17 protein-coding genes and 1 tRNA gene are annotated in these 16,522 nt (G+C 36.4%); 3 read left to right on the forward strand and 15 right to left on the reverse strand.

From position 1 onward, the window contains the following. Positions 1-2: 2 nt before the first annotated feature. The 7 genes from IGK54_RS10920 to IGK54_RS10950 all read right to left on the reverse strand — a co-directional run bounded on the left by IGK54_RS10920 (position 3) and on the right by IGK54_RS10950 (position 4,218). The gene (locus IGK54_RS10920; protein ID WP_002365077.1) at positions 3-353 is read right to left on the reverse strand and encodes a DUF488 domain-containing protein; all 351 of its coding nucleotides are present in this window, start codon (positions 351-353) and stop codon (positions 3-5) included. Positions 354-474: 121 nt separating this feature from the next. Beyond that, entirely contained in the window at positions 475-873 is a 399-nt protein-coding gene (locus IGK54_RS10925) for a rhodanese-like domain-containing protein (RefSeq protein ID WP_002356334.1), read from the reverse strand. A gap of 15 nt (positions 874-888) precedes the next feature. Further along, the gene (locus IGK54_RS10930) at positions 889-1,860 is read right to left on the reverse strand and encodes an ROK family glucokinase (protein ID WP_002356333.1); all 972 of its coding nucleotides are present in this window, start codon (positions 1,858-1,860) and stop codon (positions 889-891) included. After that, positions 1,861-2,079, reverse strand: a complete 219-nt coding sequence (locus IGK54_RS10935) for a YqgQ family protein (RefSeq protein ID WP_002356332.1) — start codon at positions 2,077-2,079, stop codon at positions 1,861-1,863. Positions 2,080-2,096: 17 nt separating this feature from the next. Beyond that, positions 2,097-2,807, reverse strand: a complete 711-nt coding sequence (locus IGK54_RS10940) for a rhomboid family intramembrane serine protease (RefSeq protein WP_002362481.1) — start codon at positions 2,805-2,807, stop codon at positions 2,097-2,099. Positions 2,808-2,817: 10 nt separating this feature from the next. After that, positions 2,818-3,360 (reverse strand): 5-formyltetrahydrofolate cyclo-ligase, encoded by a 543-nt coding sequence (locus tag IGK54_RS10945; protein ID WP_002394065.1) that lies wholly within the window; start codon positions 3,358-3,360, stop codon positions 2,818-2,820. 87 nt (positions 3,361-3,447) lie between these two features. Beyond that, the gene (locus tag IGK54_RS10950; RefSeq protein ID WP_002356329.1) at positions 3,448-4,218 is read right to left on the reverse strand and encodes an alpha/beta fold hydrolase; all 771 of its coding nucleotides are present in this window, start codon (positions 4,216-4,218) and stop codon (positions 3,448-3,450) included. Between the two features lie 165 nt (positions 4,219-4,383). On the opposite strand from IGK54_RS10950, the gene IGK54_RS10955 reads away from it, so the two are divergent. The 3 genes from IGK54_RS10955 (at position 4,384) to IGK54_RS10965 (ending at position 7,700) form a co-directional block, all read left to right on the forward strand. Further along, on the forward strand, positions 4,384-4,959 hold the full coding sequence (locus IGK54_RS10955; RefSeq protein ID WP_002379789.1) for a DUF805 domain-containing protein: 576 nt from the start codon (positions 4,384-4,386) through the stop codon (positions 4,957-4,959). A 90-nt stretch (positions 4,960-5,049) separates the two neighbouring features. Next, entirely contained in the window at positions 5,050-6,615 is a 1,566-nt protein-coding gene (locus IGK54_RS10960; RefSeq protein WP_430602981.1) for a hypothetical protein, read from the forward strand. Continuing rightward, complete coding sequence (locus IGK54_RS10965; RefSeq protein ID WP_375804880.1) at positions 6,567-7,700, forward strand: DUF4950 domain-containing protein; 1,134 nt, start codon at positions 6,567-6,569, stop codon at positions 7,698-7,700. The genes IGK54_RS10960 and IGK54_RS10965 overlap by 49 nt, the downstream gene beginning before the upstream one ends. A gap of 259 nt (positions 7,701-7,959) precedes the next feature. Here IGK54_RS10965 and IGK54_RS10970 read toward each other — a convergent pair whose 3' ends face one another. The 8 genes from IGK54_RS10970 to IGK54_RS11005 all read right to left on the reverse strand — a co-directional run bounded on the left by IGK54_RS10970 (position 7,960) and on the right by IGK54_RS11005 (position 16,505). After that, the gene (locus tag IGK54_RS10970; protein ID WP_430602983.1) at positions 7,960-9,024 is read right to left on the reverse strand and encodes an FUSC family protein; all 1,065 of its coding nucleotides are present in this window, start codon (positions 9,022-9,024) and stop codon (positions 7,960-7,962) included. 255 nt (positions 9,025-9,279) lie between these two features. Continuing rightward, entirely contained in the window at positions 9,280-9,531 is a 252-nt protein-coding gene (locus IGK54_RS10975; RefSeq protein WP_010713122.1) for a hypothetical protein, read from the reverse strand. An 89-nt stretch (positions 9,532-9,620) separates the two neighbouring features. Beyond that, positions 9,621-9,710, reverse strand: a tRNA-Ser gene (locus IGK54_RS10980). 95 nt (positions 9,711-9,805) lie between these two features. Continuing rightward, on the reverse strand, positions 9,806-9,955 hold the full coding sequence (gene rpmG / locus IGK54_RS10985) for a 50S ribosomal protein L33 (RefSeq protein WP_002356321.1): 150 nt from the start codon (positions 9,953-9,955) through the stop codon (positions 9,806-9,808). A 125-nt stretch (positions 9,956-10,080) separates the two neighbouring features. Beyond that, the gene (locus tag IGK54_RS10990) at positions 10,081-12,216 is read right to left on the reverse strand and encodes a peptidoglycan D,D-transpeptidase FtsI family protein (protein WP_002359399.1); all 2,136 of its coding nucleotides are present in this window, start codon (positions 12,214-12,216) and stop codon (positions 10,081-10,083) included. Between the two features lie 164 nt (positions 12,217-12,380). Further along, positions 12,381-14,318 carry a threonine--tRNA ligase gene (gene thrS / locus IGK54_RS10995; protein ID WP_002359397.1) on the reverse strand — a complete coding sequence of 646 codons (1,938 nt, stop codon included), beginning with the start codon at positions 14,316-14,318 and terminating at the stop codon, positions 12,381-12,383. Between the two features lie 396 nt (positions 14,319-14,714). Further along, positions 14,715-14,894, reverse strand: coding sequence for a 2-hydroxymuconate tautomerase (locus IGK54_RS11000; RefSeq protein WP_002356318.1), 180 nt, complete (start codon positions 14,892-14,894; stop codon positions 14,715-14,717). Positions 14,895-15,059: 165 nt separating this feature from the next. Continuing rightward, complete coding sequence (locus tag IGK54_RS11005) at positions 15,060-16,505, reverse strand: L,D-transpeptidase family protein (RefSeq protein WP_002370561.1); 1,446 nt, start codon at positions 16,503-16,505, stop codon at positions 15,060-15,062. Positions 16,506-16,522: the final 17 nt, after the last annotated feature.

The following is a 16,522-nucleotide window of genomic DNA, read 5'->3' on the forward strand; positions in this document are numbered from 1 at the left end:
CTCTATTTTTCTAATAATTCTTTTAAGACAACCGCTTGATTATGCACTGTATCTTTCGCCCCATAGACCAGCGTGACTACTGGCTGATTTTTTACAATCGTCTGTAACTGCTTAAATGCTGTGGCAGTTGGCTCGTGTTTCAATTCTTCTTGGTATTTTTGTTTAAACTCGGGATATTTATTTACTTCATGATTAAACCATTTCCGTAACTCTGTACTTGGGGCCACTTCTTTGAGCCATTCATCTAACTTTTCAGATTCCTTGGATTTTCCTCGTGGCCAAATACGGTCAACTAAAACACGGTAGCCATCTTGCTCTGTCGGTGCTTCATATGCTCGCTTGATTTGAATCATCTGCCTTCACCTCTTCTCTTTATTGTAGCTCAAAAAGTGAGGACTGACAAAAAGCAACATCTCTATTAAGCTTTCCTATACAAAAAGAGTTGGTCTCAATGAAGACCAACTCTTTTTGTTATTAACTATTTCTCTTCTTCACTTTCCCAGTCCAGCCATCATAGCCGCCTTTTAAAATATAAATATCAGTATAGCCATTTTTGCGTAATAAATTAGCTGCTCGGATACTTAAAGCTTTCTTCTGATCATAAAGATAAACAGGTTGATCCTTACGAAGAGAACCAATTGTTGTTTTTAACATGCTGTATGGCATGCTGCGCGCCCCTAAAATATGCCCAGCATCAAATGTATCTTTCTCACGAACGTCAATCACTTGTGCTTTACGCATTGTTTCTTTAAATTCTTCTTCCGTCAGCATTTTTGCTGAACGTTTCACCATAATTTTCAAATATAATTCATTGAATACCATCGCTAGTACAATAACTAGCAAAATGCCATTGATTACCCATAAAATACTCATTCTAAAAAGCCCTTTCTATTTCTCTTTTGAAAATTGTAATGCTAGTGAAGCGGCACCAATGACGCCGGCCTCATTACCTAGCTCTGCTAATTTGATTTTTGTACTATTTCGAACTTGTGGGAAAGTAAATTCTTGGAAATATTTTTCGACACGACTACGTAAAAATTCTCCTGCTGCAGAAACACCTCCACCGATAACCACGCTATCTGGATTTAACGTGTTACCTAAGTTTCCTGTGGCTAAGCCTAAATAGAAGCAAACACGATCCACAACCATTAAAGCAAAATGATCGCCTTTTTCGGCAAATTCAAAAACGTCTTTACTTGAAACATCCTGTCCATCATCAATCGCTTGTTTCAGTTCAGAGTCACCTGCAAACTCTTCTGATAAATGACGTGCAACACGAACGACACCAGTGGCACTAGAAACGGTTTCTAAACAGCCACGTTTCCCACAGGTACAGTCAAAGCCGTTAGGATCAACCGTCACATGCCCAACTTCACCAGCACAGCCAGCAACACCGTGGAGCAATTCTCCTGCTGCAACAATGCCTCCGCCGACACCTGTTCCTAAAGTAATAAAAATCACGTCGGGATTATTTTCCCCCGCGCCCTTCCAACGCTCACCTAAAGCGGCAACATTGGCATCATTATCTAAGGCAAACGGAATTCCTAAAGCAGATTCGATTTGTTCTTTGACAGGCTGTACAGTCGTCCAGTTTAAATTATAGGCACCTACAACAGTTCCTTTTTCAATGTCGACACTCCCTGGTGTTCCCATACCAATTCCCACAAAATCTTCTTTTTTCATATTATAAAGATCTATACGGTGACGAATACTTTCAATAATTGATGGCACAATGTGCTTGCCATCTTCTAAAATATTCGTTTCAATACTCCATTTTTGTTGAACAACGCCATCGGTTGTTAAAATAGCAAATTTGATGGTCGTTCCACCTAAATCAATCCCAATAATCTTCTTATCCATTTAGTCGATTCCTTTCTGCTTCCCTCTAGATTCTTCTATTCGATGCTCTCTTTGCAAAATATGCCGGGCCTGTAAATACGTATCTCGGTCTACCAATTGACCTTCATACAATTTTTTTAATTCAATCATCATTAACTCAATATCATAAATCCGTGCACCGACATAAATATACATCCCAAACTGTTTAAAAAGTTGTTGTACATCATATAACGTTTCCATACGAAAACACTTCCTTATTATACAGGTAAACCGTATTTTTTAAAACCCAATAACAGACAAATTACGACAAGAAAAATAAAAATTAACGTGGCCATAATTCGCTCGTGCTTATTAAATGCTTCTTCACGATTTGGAACAGCAAAAGCCGTCGCGACTAATAGTCCACCAATTAGACCGCCAACATGACCCATCATATCTACAGAGCTACTAAACAAGTTAAATAACAAATTAATCACAATAAACATTGAATAGCGTTGCACCATATACATAATCGCTGGATTGTCTCTAAAATGGCGTCCTAAAATAACAAATGCGCCAAACAAACCAAAAAGCGCTGTACTAGCACCCGCTGAGACACTGTTGGGTGTCCCAAAGGCAAAACTGGCGATATTTCCAGCAATCCCACTCAATAAATAAATTCCCAAATAGCGCCAATGCCCATAAATTGCCTCAACCTGTGCGCCGATATAATAAAGAGTAACCATATTCAAAATAATATGCATAAACCCAATGTGAAGAAACATTGGCGTGATAAACCGCCAGTATTCATGATTTTGAGCTACCAGTGGACGAACCATTGCTCCCCAATTAACTAAGTTTAAAATATTTTCTGATCCTCCAGTTAATTCCAATCCAAGGAAAACAATGATTGAAATACCTAAAAGGGCATACGTAATGAACGGCTGATTTTTTAGCCGTTTCAATTTCATTTCTGTTTGATAATTCATTCCATTCCTCCTATTGTATAAATAATTGTTCGATTGGCTGATCAAACGCTTCTGGTTGCCATTGCTCATGGAGTTGTTCACTAAAAACTAAACTACATGAATGGCCCGAAAAATGTTCCAAATAACGATCATAAAAACCACCGCCGAAGCCTATTCGATAGCCAGCACGATTGAAAACAATCCCTGGCACAATCAATAAATCAATCGCTGTAGCTGTTATTTCTGCCGCTGTTAACGGAGGTTCTTCCACGCCAAATGCACTGGTGTCATAAACCGTCTCTGGAAAGACTTGATAAAAGTGCATTTTGCCTCCTTTAAATGTTCGCGGCACCGCCACTTGCTTGCCCTCTTGCATGGCCCGTTCGAAAATTGGCTGTGTTGATAATTCTAGCGGTAACGACCGAATCATTCCGATTGTTTGTGCTTGTTGCCATTGCTGACTAGCAAACAACTGTTCATAGAGACTTGATTCTTTATGTTGTTTAATTTCTGGATGTTGTTTTAGCCATTCCAGGGCAGTTAAGCCCACTTTTCTCAACTTATTTTTCTCCATGTACACCTTCAACCCCTTTTCTGTTAAGTTTATAGAAAGTGTTCTTAAAAAACAAGCTGATTCCCCTTTTCTCTTTGAAAAATCCCGTTATTTTTCTAACGTTTTTGACGCTTCTTTAAAAAAGTCAACAACCAAATCCATTGTTTCTCCTTTCACTAAATGCCGCTCACCGATTTCCGTTATAAATTGCGTATTTCTCGCATACGTTTTCCCAGACACTAATTGTTCAAAATCAGCCATGTCTTCATAGGGAATTTTTTCATCTTCCGTTCCATGCCAAAACAGCATCGGTCGTTCTTGTAGTCTTTCTGGCGTTTGTGATAAATCGTATTGATGTACCCAACTTAGCAACAGTGGCAAGTCTTTAGGTACAAAAATAGCAAATTCTTTCGCCCGTTGAATCACTCGCTGAATATAGCGCGCCGGATAGGGTGTTCCCATTAAGCAAGCGGCAGCTTGAATCTCAGGATGTTGGGTCATAAGAGCGCTGGTAGTAATACCGCCCATGGATACACCACCCACGCCAATCCAATTTTCTTTAATCAACCCTAATTTATGAAAATGATGGATAATTACTGGAAATTCAATCAAATTATATTGAATGCTACTCCAAAATGTAATCGATGGAATCGTGGAAATAGGTCCTGTTTTTCTTTCTCCATGGTTCATGGCATCTGGTAAAATGACCCGAAACCCCTCGTGTGCTAATTTTCTTGCTTGTGTTAAAGATAATTCTTTAGCTGATTGCCAACCATGATAGTAAACAATTAAAGGTAATGCTTCGTTTTTTTGCTCTTCTGTTGTCACTTCTAATGCTGGAATTTTTGCTATGTAGCGATGTCTAATACTGATTTTCATTCATGATTCCTCCATTATAAAATATCTTCTCTTATTTTACCGTTTTTTGATAAAACCTGCTCTTTATATGATTTATCAAAAAAACCACAAAATATGCGAATTCGCATTTTCCTATTTTATTACTTTCCGTTATAATCATTTTATTAAATACAAAGGGGTGTTTTTATGGTTAAAATTGAGGAAAAAGGTAAAGTAACATTTGGACAAGCTTTTAAAGATTATTTTCGTGGATATGTTGATTTTAAAGGTCGGACCACACGTGCTGGTTATTGGTGGATGACATTGGTATTAAGCATTTTAGCACTTATTTTTTATATTGCCATTGTCGGCAAAGCCGTGTCAGCAATTTTAGCAGCTGAATATTTTGAAACCTATGATTTTGGAAACTTATTACCGTTGATGCTTTTTGCACTTGTTTTATGGTTAGCTTTATTATTACCAACGTGGGCAATGTGTGTACGTCGTTATCGTGATGCTGGGATGACAGGTTGGGGCGTGCTTGTTTTATATCTACTTTCTATTGCCTGTAGCTATACACAAGTTTTCTCTGTTATGTCAACTTTTAAATATGACGTTCAAACAGATACTGTGATAACAGGTGGCAGTCCCGTCTTCTTATTTTTCACTCTTGTGATTAGTCTGTTTTTCTTCTTACTAACAGTCTTACCGACAGATAAACTAACAACAACTAGCCAAAATAGCGTCTTACGCTTCTTCTTCCGTTACAAAGAAGTGAAGTAAGGAAAAGTTTTAAGCCTTTCTTTTAAAAGAAGGGCTTTTTTCTTATTTTAAAATCTTTATGATAAAATAAGAACTAGTCTAGCTAAAAAAATGGAAGGAGAAAATATGTCTACTTTTAAACGGATTCTGAATCTAGAAAATTATATTTTTACTTTTTTTATTTTATTTGTCTTTTACGGCGCAATTAACTCTCCCTATTCTCTGGTAAAAATTCTTTGGGAAAAGCCTAAGCACTTGCTTGTTTTACTTCCTCTATTAATTATTCTATTGTTGATTATTTATAAAAACAAAAAATTTCTTTACACTAAGATTCAAGCGCTCTGGCACTTAATAAAAACCCATGATCGTGTGGTTATTATTGGTAGTTTGGTCAGTTTATTTTTACTGCAACTTTTACTCCTGACGCAGATTACTGTGCCGATTGGCTGGGATGTTTTTGACAACTTTCATAGTATTACCACTGAAAATAAGGATTATTCAAAAATCGTACTTTCTTTAAACCCCAATAACGAATTTTTCTTTTTCATGATGTATTACCTGAATAAATTTTTGCGTTTCATTGATGTAACAGTGAGCTGGAGCAATACTTGGTTTAGTTGGCAAGTGGTTAATTGCTTGTTTATTAATAGCAGTTTATTTCTCTTTTATCATGCCTCTAAACGTGTCTTTAATCCATTAACGGCCTTCGTTGCTTACAGTTTATTTTTTCTTTCTTTCGGATTGTCTCCATGGTTACTCACGCCTTATACAGATACGGCCGTCTTATTGTTCATCAACCTAGTCTTTTTTGCATATAGCCTTTTTGAGCAAGTTTCCCATCCCTTCGTAAAATATTGTTTATTACTGTTTATTGGAATTGGCTTAGCTTGGTGTTTTTTAATGAAACCTTCGTCTATTATCTTTTTTATTGCATTTAGTTGTATCAAAGTGCTGCAACTTCTTTTAGTAAATCGGAACAAACAGTCTATCGTAAAATTAACCGTGGTTGCCCTCTTTTTACTGACTGGTTTCGTCAGCGCATATTATAGTTTTCAATTTTTTGTGGAAAAACAAACGATTACGGAAATCGATAAAGAACAAGCCAAGCCTTGGACACTTTTTGTAATGATGGGTTTGACGGGAACTGGCGGTTACAATGATGCAGATACACAAGCAGTAAATCAGTTGCCTACACAAGAAGCCAAAAAAGCTTATACCATAAAAATGATTCAAGACCGTTTAAAAAATAAAGGATTCTTCGGTTATCTCCGTTTTCTGGCTCAAAAAAATCGTCATAATACTGCCAATGGTGATTTTGACTGGGGTTGGGATGGCGGTGATTTAATTCCAGAAACACCTTCTAAAAATCGTTGGCAAGAACACTTGCGGTCACTGTATTATCCACAAAATCCCAAAAGTAACTATCTACGAATTTATATGCATTTTTTCTATTTACTCACATTACTAGGTCTATTGTTCAGTATCCCTCTAAAAGATTCAAAAAATAACTACGCGATTTTAAAATTAGCTTTCATTGGAGCTATTCTGTATTTATTGCTCTTTGAAGGCAGCCGCTCTCGCTATCTAATCCAGTTTATGCCGTTTTGGTACTTGTTATCAGCGAGTGGTTGGCTGGGGTTGAGAGAGATTCGAAGATACAAAAAAATAGTAAAATAGAAAAGAGGATTGAGTTAAAAATGAAAAAAAGTTTGCTGGGGTTGATTGTTTTTTTATCCTTACTGACCCTTACTTCCTGCAGAAATAAAGTGACCACAAAAGAGCTAATGGCAAACGAGTGGGCCGTAAACTCCAACGTTGATGAAGTAGTAATGATTGTATCATTCAGCGAAGATACCGCTACTTTCAAAATCAATACAGATGAACACACATCAACTGCAAAAAATGAGTTGGAAAAAGCAGGCGAAGAATTAGGTAAACAAATTGCAAATAAAATAGAATACAAAGTCAAATACCATCTAAAAAACAATCAAATTCGTTGGGAAAATGAAGGAAAAGAAGTAGCTTACAAGATAAAAAAAGAAAAGCAAAATCTACTTTTCACTCCTACTAAGACAAACAATTCTGATAACCAAACAAAACTAGTTTTGAAACCTTACACAAAGAAAAGTATTGATTCTTCCACTCAAAAAGATAAAACGGAAGAAACCAGCTCTAATTATCAAAACGTCTCATCTGAAACAAACCAATCTACCTCTTCATCTACTACTAAAGAACCGCTACCACAAGTTAGCTTAGCTGATTTTATAGGCGGGTGGGGTATTCCTCAAAGTGATAACTTATTTTTTATAAATGCTGACGGAACACTCACTAGCATAACTCAATCGAATGTTCCTCTTCAAAATGTAAGTTTTTCTGTGGATGAGAATGGTAATCAAATAATGACGTTTCTTTTGAATAATACGCCCCGAACAGTAACGAAAAATAATGATGGTACTTTAACTGTTAATGGACAAATATACACTTATCTAGGTAATATTACGTTGGAACAATTAATTGAAAGAAATAATCAAACTCAACAAATTTTTGAACAATCTGAACAGCAACCACCACAAAACTCTGATTCTCGTGAACAAATACAAAATTCTAAATCAGACCAACCTATATACGATACGGTACGAAGTGGTGAAGGTGGGCGACAGTTAGCCGAAAGAAATGGTTTAACCTTAGAAGAATTATTAGCGTTAAATCCAGGCATTGAAACTTCTGTTTTTTATCCTGGTCAGTCATTACGAATTAAATAGAAATTTAGGTATACTAATAGATAATAGTCTATAAAAGTAGAACTGGACCATCTACCATTTACTTTGGGATACCAGTTGATGGCAATCAGTTTGACGAAGTGGAACTAGACCTTGTACCGACTGACTCAGCAAAAATTGCGACATTTGATATAGCAGTTGGGCATTGATTAACAGCATGCATATAATTTGATAATATGGAATATAAACAAAAATGTCTAAGGAGCCTAACATTCTTTCAAGAAAGAATGTTAGGCTCCTTTTATTCAGACAATTTCAGCCACTCTTTGCGATTGCAATAGGACATAGTTTTTACAAAGACAAAATGATAAAGCAAACCGTAAGCTAGCCCCAACATATTTAACAAAATTCTTAAGTAAAGACTTGTTTCTAGCCCAAATATCATAGAAGCTGCCATGATAGCACCAACACAATTAAAAATCGTTTTACTTTTATAAGATGTGCATAAGCCTAAACAAAGTCCTCCTAAAATACCAAGTAGGTTCGTTGGTATATAAAATAACAAGATAGCCGATACTAGAGAACCAATAACGACCCCTATTATTCGTTCTTTGGCTCGTTCAGACAATTTAAACGTATCATACCCAGAAAATAATGATGAACTAGCAAATGTTGCCCACATAAAGCGGTCAATCTGAAGGTGCGTTCCTATAAAAAGTAATAAGCTAATGCCTAAAGCGTAATAACCAAACCAAATATTTCTTTGATTAAAAAAACCATTTTCTGTAACCATCTGTATAAAAGTAATCTCTTGATCCAACTTTTTATGTTTCACATGATAAACAAAAGCTAAAAGTAGATAAGCAAACACTAATACAAAGAAAGTTTGTTCTAATTGCTGAAACGATTGATAGTGAACCGTGCCAACTAAATATAAGTAGGAGAACGTATACAAGCCAGGATTACCCATTTTAGGGTTTCTACCAGTTAAGAAAAACAATGCCAGCAAGCAGATAAAATGAAGGCCCAATTGTAAAAATGATACAGAAATCAGTGAAATTAATGGACTAACACCTAGAATTGTTAACACGATTCCTAAACTAAGCAAGGCCTGTTTTTCCCTGTAGCCATATGAGACGAAACGGATACTCAACAGCAAACAAAATAATACAATTGAAAAAGGCGCTACAGCTTTTCCAAAGAAAAAAGTAATTGTCGACACCCATAAAATCGCAAACGAAACTAATAAAATATCTCTTATTAACAAGGCGCGCCAAAAATATCTCCGCTGTTTTTTAGTGTCCGCTTGATGAATTTTTTGTTTTAAAATAAATGGATCTAACTGCATTAATTGATAAAAAGTCACCTAAAATCATCTCCTAAAAATCGACTCTTCTCAATTCATTATTCCAACTTTTCCTTCTATGAAATCATAAGAAAAGTAGTTGTGACGAACATTTTACTACAACTTTTTTTCTGAATCAATACATGCTTTATTTCTTAATTCAATACCTCTCCCGATACGATTTGCTTACTTCATAAAAAATAAGCCTAGAAAAAATCAAAATGATTAATTCTAGACTCAAAATTAAATAACTGTTGAACAAAAGCTAGCGCTTTTTTACATAAACTTTTCCAACAGATCCATTTCTTTTTCTAATTCTTTTTCATCATACTTGTCATACTTACCAGCTTCGTGTGCAATTTTTTTAATCTCATGAATGGCTTTTTTTTCAACAATCCATTTCTTCATACTATGTTTTTTTGTATCCTCATCTAGCGAGTCCAACTCTTCTAAACTTGCATCCAATTTATTCAAAATGTCTGCAATTTTTGCTAATGCTTGCGCTTCTTTTTCTTCATAGTTTGACATAATAGACACCTCTTCTTAAGTATTTTTCTACTTTAAGTGTACGTCTCTGTCGTTTTATTTGCAACTAATAACTCAACTGCTTCTCGGTACGGAGGATAAGGGATTCGAACCCTTGCACGATGTTACTCGCCTAACGGTTTTCGAGACCGTCCCCTTCAGCCAAACTTGGGTAATCCTCCCTCTACATTCCATCTACAAATGAACATGTAATGAATCAATAGATAAAAAGCCTAGACCCTTACACAACAAGGATTCTAGGCTCTATCTAACTAAATTATTTAGTTTCACGGTGTAAAGTAACTTTTCTTTCACGTGGGCAATATTTTTGTTTTTCTAAACGATCAGGATTGTTACGTTTATTTTTATTTGTTAAGTAGTTACGTTCTTTACAAGAAGTACACTCTAAAGTGATGTTTACGCGCATGTTTTCCCCTCCTACTAATAATTGATCTTTCCAAGAGATTTCTTAGACTTGAATATCATACCATTTTTTTTGTCATTTGACTACCCTTTTGGGCAAATTTGTAAAGTAGTTCTACTTTACAAATTTTATTTTTTGTACATTTCCATATACGCTTCTAAAACTTCTTTGGCAATCGTTTGATTTGGTTTGGAAGATTCATCATTTAAGTGTGGTAAAACAACGCTAATTGCAATTTCAGGATTTTCGTACGGCGCATAAGCCACCAAGTTACTATTAACCGTTGTATGGTTTACTCCATTAGCATCTGTTGCTTGCGTTTCGGCGGTCCCTGTTTTAGCAGCAATCGAAAACTTGTCTGATTTTAAACCACGTGCAGTTGTAAAAGGACTAGTTCCATTTACTACATTATAGAAACCTTGTTGAAGAATTCCTATCTGGTCTTCAGAAATATTCACCTTATTCAAAACTTTTGGTTCAATTTCTTTTAAAATTTTTCCTAAAGCTCCATTTTCATCATTGCCATAGATTCCTTCTACCACATGGGGTTGCACGCGGATACCATTATTTGCGACAGTGGAAACGTACTGTGCTAATTGTAACGCGCTATAGGTATCATATTGTCCAAAAGATAGGTCAAGAAGATTACCGCCTTGTGGCGCAGAAGACGAATCCTTAAAGTCCTTGTTTTGAATTCCTGTTGTTTCTCCTGGTATATCAATTCCAGTTTTCGTTCCCATACCATATTCTGCAAAAGCTTTTCTTAATTCTTTAAAGACAGTGTCATCTCCTACTTCATAAGGGAAAATCATATTGGGATAATAATTCACACCCATCATTTTAAAGACTAATTTCATCATATAGGCATTCGAAGAATATTCTAACGCTTGCTCCGCAGTTAATTGCATGGTTGTTCCGCCAGAAGCATTCCACCAAGAAGCTTTTGGATTACTACCTGCTAGTAAAATAGCTTCATCTGTTAAAACGTCATTGCCTTTAATGACGCCTGTTTCATAACCAGCTGTTAAAGTACCTGCTTTCACAACTGATCCAGGAACTTCAGAATTCAAAATAGGTGCTAAAGGATTAGGTGTGACTTCCCCAGTTGCTAAATCATGATGAAATCCGGACATCGCTAAAATAGCACCTGTTTGAGGGTTCATAGCAACGACATATGCATTTTCTGAGTATGGTCCAATGGTTTTGACTATTTGTGAATAGTTTCGTTGTAAAATTTCATCAACTTTGTTTTGGAAATTTGAATCAATCGTTAATTTTAAGTTGGAGCCTTTTTCCCCTTTGGAAATTGGGGTTTGTGAAACAATCTTTCCGTTATTGTCTAAAACGACTTCTGATTTTGCTTTTTTACCTTGTAGAACGTCTTCATATTGTTTTTCTAAATAGCTAGTTCCAACACGGTCATTTCGTGCATAGCCTTTTTTCAAATATTCATCGACTTCTTCGGCTGGCAATCCTTGTTTTTCAGTTGAAACGGTGCCCAACAGGCTACGTAATGCACCACTTTGAGAATAATCACGCGTCCAATCAGTCCCTGTTGAAACACCAGATATTTCCGCTGTGTGTTCACCAATTGTCGCAATTTCACCTTCTGTTACCCCTTCATTCTTGATGAAGACCGTGTTCATTTGTGACGCTGCATTCATTCGTTTAAAAATCGTTACTGCTTGTAAGGTTCGGTCATCAAACGCAATTTCTTCAGGGGTGACTTTTTCAACTGCTTTGGCATATAATGTGCCTTCGTCCGTAATTTTGTTGCCTTTTTCATCTTCTTTATCTTGATCGGTTAAACGGGCTTGGGCTGCTTTTAAATTTTCAGGATTCGCTAACCAATAATCTTTTTTGTCACGATCCGTTAAGTTTGGATCAACTGGAACGTTAATAAGTTCATTAACTTTATTCGCAATCGGTAAAATATCTTTTCCTTCAATATTTTTTCCTCGTGTGTAAGTGATTGCTAAATTGGCTTTGTTAGAAACCAAGACTTTTCCTTGTGAATCATAAATTTGTCCTCGAGGGGATGGTGTCGTGATTTGTAGTGAAGAATTGGCAGTAATTTTTTTGTTAAACTCTTCTCCTTCAACAATCTGTAAATACCCTAACCGGACAATTAATGAAACAAATAAAGTGAATATCACAAAAAATAATAAGTTCAATCGAAAAGGAATATGTGGCTTTCTACCTCGTTGACTCTTTGCTGCGGCATCTGTTTTTTTTATTTTATCTATAAATGAGTTTTTCTTCATACCTCTAGTCCCTTCACTAAAAAGTTTCGCATTCTCATTGTAACAAAAATTAGTCAAAAAATCAGGATTATTCCTAGCTCTAAGGAAATATTTAATTATTTTGTTGTTGAAAAAAGTCAAAAGGACTTCTGAATTCAGAAGTCCTTTTGACTTTTTCTCTTTTTTTAACGGCTGTAATTGTGAACTTCAGCAGCCATGCTGTCAATGAAAATTGATAAATCTTCGACAGACGTTTCTTTGCTTCCATAACGACGGACGTTCACCGTTGCGTCTTCCATTTCTTTGTCCCCGACCACTAATTGATAAGGTACTTTTTGTGTTTGAGAGGCCCGAATTTTGTAGCCCATTTTTTCGTTACGATCATCGACTTCAACACGTAAGCCTTGTGCTTGTAAACGTTCTTTGATTTCATAAGCATACTCAGAATGCGCTTCTACAGAAACTGGGATAATAGTTGCTTGAATTGGTGCTAACCAAGTAGGGAAAGCGCCTTTGTAAACTTCTGTTAAGTAAGCCACAAATCGTTCCATTGTTGAGACAATACCACGGTGGATAACAACTGGGCGATGTGTATTTTCACCATCTTCGCCAACATAAGTTAAGTCAAAACGTTCTGGTAATAAGAAGTCTAATTGGATGGTTGATAATGTTTCTTCCATTCCTAAAGCTGTTTTTACTTGAACATCTAACTTCGGACCGTAAAAGGCAGCTTCGCCTTCTGCTTCAAAGTAATCTAATTCTAATTCATCCATGGCAGCTTTTAACATCGCTTGCGCTTTTTCCCACATCGCATCATCATCAAAATATTTGTCTGTATTATTTGGATCACGATAGCTTAAGCGGAAACGATAATCCGTAATGTTAAAGTCAGCATAGACTGCCACCATTAACTCCAAAGTACGTTTAAATTCGTCTTTAATTTGGTCAGGACGAACAAAAGTATGGCCATCGTTTAAAGTCATTTCACGAACACGTTGTAACCCTGATAATGCGCCAGATTTTTCATAGCGGTGCATCATCCCTAATTCAGCGATTCGAATTGGTAATTCGCGGTAACTATGAATGTCATTTTTATAAACCATCATATGGTGTGGACAGTTCATTGGACGTAATACCAGCATTTCGCCATCGCCCATATCCATTGGTGGGAACATATCTTCATGGTAATGATCCCAGTGACCAGATGTTTTGTATAATTCCACATCTGCCATAATTGGTGTATACACATGTTGGTAACCTAAGCTAATTTCTTTGTCCACAATATAACGTTCAATTGTACGACGAATGGTTGCGCCTTTTGGTAACCAGAAAGGTAACCCTGAACCAACTTCTTGTGAAACCATAAATAAATCTAATTCTTTTCCTAATTTACGGTGGTCACGTTCTTTGGCTTCCTCGCGCATTTTGATAAACTCTTTTAAATCTTTTTTATCGAAAAAGGCAGTGCCGTAAATCCGTTGCATCATGTGATTGTCAGAGTTTCCGCGCCAATAAGCACCAGCTACTGAAAGTAATTTAAAGACTTGAATCCGTCCTGTTGAAGGGACGTGAACACCACGACATAAATCAACAAAATCGCCTTGATCATAGACAGTGATGATTTCATCTTCTGGTAAATCTGTAATTAATTCAACTTTGTAAGGATCATCAGCAAATAATTCTAACGCTTCTGCACGTGAGATTTCTTTACGAACGATTGGGTTATTTTCCTTCACAATTTTCATCATTTCGGCTTCAATTGCAGGTAAATCTTCCGCTGTCACAGGGGATTCCCCATTATCTGTATCATAGTAGAACCCAGAATCAATCGCAGGACCTACGCCAAATTTAATGTTAGGGAAAAGACGACGTAAGGCATTAGCCATTAAATGAGCTGACGAATGACGTAAAATTCCTAAAGCATCTTCATGATCAGGCGTCACGATTTCAAGCGAACCATCTTCTACGATAGGACGATCTAAATCGATTAAAACACCATTGAATTTACCAGCTAAAGCTTTTTTGGCTAAACTGTTGCTAATACTTTTAGCAACATCAAATGTTGTAACCCCAGAATCAAACGGTTTGACAGCGCCATCTGGAAAAGTAATGTGAATAGACATAATAAAATTCTCTCCTTTTAATTTTTTTGATTTGAAGCGTTTCATTGTGTTCCTGTTTTTCACAATGAAACGAAACAGCCACCTGTTCCCCTTGTTAAAAAACAAAAAGTCCTAGTATTCTAACGAATACTAGGACGAAAATATCGTGGTTCCACCTAATTTTGAACACAAATAATCTGTGTTCCTCTAGCGTGTTAACGGTGCGACCGCCTTTGTTTCAACAAAGGTTTCGAAAGTGGTCATCCCTTGTGCCAATCTGGAAAATTTTCAGCCAAGATTTTCCTCTCTAATAGATCGCGGGCAAGTTCAGTTGTCTTTCTCATCAATCATTTATGCACTTATTTAACCACTTATTTTCAGAAAAAGCAAGTGATTCAACAGAAATTCTCTGAAAACTTATTTTTTCCATTCGCCGCCTTGTGCATAGCGGTCTTTTTTCAATTCATTGACAATCACATGGATATTCTCTTTTGGTGCACCAGCGTTTTTTGACACAGCTTCTGTAATATCTTTGACCATATTAGTTAACTGTTCTTCTGTGCGGCCTTCAATTAATTCTACATGTACAAATGGCATCTTCGTTCCCCCAATTTAAATTGCTTGTTCTGTTTGTATCATAGAGCGGGTTATGACGCTTGTCAATAAAAAATTGGAGACGTCAGTCGTTACGGTTGACGTCTCCAATTTTTATTTTTCAGATACATAGTTGGACCAAAGTGCGGTCTTGCCTAATATCTCTTTTTATACTTCTTCGCCGTAATCTACAGGTTTATCAAATTCACCTGGTGCATCATCATAGATATGTCCGTAAATAATTACCGGCATTCCGTCATAGGATACATCAAAGATTTTTGAAACTTCTGTTCCTGGCGTATTGATACAGCCATTACTACCAGCATCGGTTTTAAAGGCTTCTTTATCGCCATACTTATCCAATTTATGGTCGGAGTCATGAATCCCGATTTGTGTGACAACGCCCCCTTGACTTAATAACGGCATCCAATATTTTACTGGCACACTGTATCGAGAACCATCAAGCATTTGACCTTCTAAATTCACATCGGTTGTCCGATATAAAATTGTATGGAATCCTGGTACTGTTGCGGTTCCTTTGTTATATCTGCCAGTAATGACATCTGTGGTGACTATTTTTTTGCCATCAATGAAACAATACATTTTTTGATCTTTTAAATCAATTTCAATATAATTATTGGCTATTTTACTATTTTCTTTGGTATCGCCAACCAACGGAGCAGTGATTGCATTCGTTTGTTCTTGGCTATTCAGCGCGTTTACTAGTAGTTCTTGTGTTTTGGCCCCATCAATCGACCAGCCATAACTTCCGTTGTTTTTAAAACGACGTGTCGTGCCGTGAACATCTGTAAATAAAACTGGTTGATTAGCAGAACCATATGTTGTTTCTAATTGTGTCACCCAAGTAGTTAGTTTTTCTTTGTTGATTGTACCATCATCATTCAGCACGTTTTGAATTTGTGTTTTATCAAAGGCTACTTTTTCACCATTAATATCAACTGTAATTGTTTTATTTAACTTGTTATTGAGCGTTGTCAATGTTGCCTTTAACGTTTGATCCTCTTTTGTAATTTCAGGGGCTTTATAAAAATCTTTGGCATTATATTGATAGTTGCCTTTTCCCGCTTCAACATCCGCAATAATCTGCTGATTTAAGCGCTGTGTGTCCACTACTGTGCCTTGTTCTTCAGGAACAATTTCAAAAGTGCCATTGCCTCGACGGATACTCGCATTTTTGCTTGGTTTCCCCTCTGGAAAACTTAAAGTCGCTAATTTAGCTTCTAGTTCTTTTTTGAATGCCTCGTTTAACGGTAGCTTCACCTTGCTACTGTGTAAATGGTCTTTTAAAAATTTTTGATCCAATTGGTATTTTTTAGGAAGTTGAATTTTTTCTTCTTTTGTCCCCGTTTGAACCACAACTTCTTCGGTTTGATTCACTTGCGCTAATTTTTCTTCTGCGGCATTTACATTTAACCAGCCTACAGAAACTCCATTTACTTTTGTGGTTGGTAAAAAGTGACTTTGAAAATAAACATAGCTGCCCCCAGCAACCAGAGCCAGTCCAACCAAAGAAGTAATAATTACTTTCTTTTTATTATTTTTTCCTGATTTTTGACGACGTGTATTACGCATTTGCATTTCTTCTTTTTTCATTTGTTCATCCTTTATAT

Source organism: Enterococcus sp. DIV2384, assembly GCF_050534975.1.
Classification (GTDB): Bacteria; Bacillota; Bacilli; order Lactobacillales; family Enterococcaceae; genus Enterococcus; species Enterococcus faecalis.